The organism is Nocardioides sp. P5_C9_2 (assembly GCF_054049555.1).
The window spans coordinates 1-2,074 of the sequence record NZ_JBFUMD010000586.1; the positions used below are offsets into that span (position 1 = coordinate 1).

General features: G+C 66.6%; 2 protein-coding genes. Both read left to right on the top strand.

The features are described from left to right. Positions 1-795 (top strand): mycofactocin-coupled SDR family oxidoreductase (locus ACXJKL_RS19940; protein WP_457208735.1); only part of this gene is annotated, 795 nt, incomplete at its 5' end. Between the two features lie 9 nt (positions 796-804). Next, positions 805-2,074: aldehyde dehydrogenase family protein (locus ACXJKL_RS19945; RefSeq protein WP_457208736.1), on the top strand; the 1,270-nt coding region annotated here is incomplete at its 3' end.

Sequence of the window (2,074 nt, forward strand, 5' to 3'; positions counted from 1 at the left end):
GGACAGGGTCGTGCACACGCCGTGCGTCTGGCCCGCGAGGGCGTCGACATCATCGCCATCGACATCTGCGAGAACGTCTCGACGATGACCTACGACAACGCCACCTGGGAAGACCTCGAAGAGACCCAGCGCCTGGTCGAGAAGGAAGGCCGACGCGCGGTCATCAAGAAGGCCGACGTCCGCGACTACGAAGGCCTCAAGGCAGCCTTCGAGGAGGCGTACGCCGAGTTCAACCGGCTCGACATCATCATCGCCAACGCCGGCATCGTGCGGATGTGGACCGAGGAGGACCTGGTCCAGGAGTGGCGCGACGTCCTCGACACCAACCTGTCGGGTGCCTACTACACGCTGCGTGTCGCGACCGACAAGATTCGCGAAGGTGGTCGCGGGGGCTCGATCGTCATGACCAGCTCGACCGCCGGACTGCGAGCAACGGCCAGTATCGGCGCTGCCGGCAACGCCTATGCTGCGTCCAAGCGGGCGCTGGTCGCCCTGTGCCAGAACTTCGCGCTCGAGCTGGCCCCCGAACGGATTCGGGTCAACACGATCCACCCGACCGCGGTCAACAGCGGGATGACCGACAACCCGACGATGAAGATGATCATCGACATGGCCCGCGCGGGCGGCAAGACCGCGATCGCCGGCATGGAGAACGCTCTGCCCATCGACATGCTCGAACCCGAGGACATTGCGAACGCGGTGGCGTGGCTCGTCTCGGACGAGGCGCACTACGTCACGGGCATCAACCTTCCGCTCGACGCAGGGTTCGCCCTCTCGCCCAGCCGCGACGCGTAGGACGAGGCCATGACGACAACAGTGGACCAGGCCGCTGCGGGCACCCTCCCGCAGAGCACCCTGCTGGTCGGTGGCGACACGATCTCGTCGTCCTCGGGTGGCACCTACGGCCACATCTTCGCGGGCACCGGGAAGGTCAACGCGACGATCCAGCTGGCCGGTGAGGTGGAGATCGACCTCGCCGTCGCAGCGGCGAAGGAGGCGCAGAAGGAATGGATCTCCTGGCCGGCTGAGCGACGCCGGGACGCGTTGATCAGGCTGGCGGACCTGGTGGCCGAGGAGTTCAACGAGTTCGGGCGCCTGAGTGTGAGCGACTACGCCGTGCCGATCAGCTTCGCCGCCACGACGATGTTGACCGAGCGTTACATCCGCTACTACGCGGGCTTCGTCGACAAGGCGACCGGTTCCAGCACACCGGCGTCGCCGTACTCCAACGCGGCGGTGCTCAACCTCATCGAACACGAGCCGTACGGCGTCGTGCTGGCCATCCTGCCGTGGAACGGTCCGATGGTGCCGGTCGGCCTGGCCGTTGCACCGGCACTCGCCGCGGGCAACGCAGTCCTGGTGAAGCCACCGGAGCTGAGCCCCTTCGCGCCGTACCTCTTCGGTCAGCTGTGCTTGAAGGCTGGGCTCCCTGCCGGGTTGGTGAGCATCCTCCCGGCCGGGCCCGAGGGCAGTGAGCTGATGGTGCGCCACCCCGGGATCAACAAGATCCACTTCACCGGTGGCGCGCCGACCGCACGCAAGATCATCAACGCGGCGTCGGAGAACCTCACCCCCGTGGTCACCGAGCTGGGCGGCAAGAACCCGAACGTGATCTTCGCCGACGCGGACCTGGACGCTGCGGCACAGATCGCTGCGTTCCAGGGCCCCCTCACCCAATCGGGACAGAGCTGCGCCTGCAGCAGCCGGATCATCGTCCAGGAGAGTGTCTACGACACGTTCCTGGAGAAGATGCTTGCCGTGGTCGCCAGTGCGAAGGTCGGAGATCCGTGGGACCCGGCCACGATGGTCGGTCCGGTGGTCAGCCAGGTCGCGGCGGACCGGATCATGGCCGTGATCGACGAGGCCRTCGACAACACGTACGGCGAGCTGGTGCACGGTGGCAAGCGCCTGGGCGGTGAGCTCGCTGACGGCTACTTCATCGAGCCCACGGTCTTCTCCCGGGTCGACAACGCCTCGCCGTTGGCGCAGATCGAGACGTTCGGCCCCGTGGTGTCAGTGATCCCGTTCACCGACGAGGCCGATGCGCTCAGGATCGCCAACGACACCGTCTACG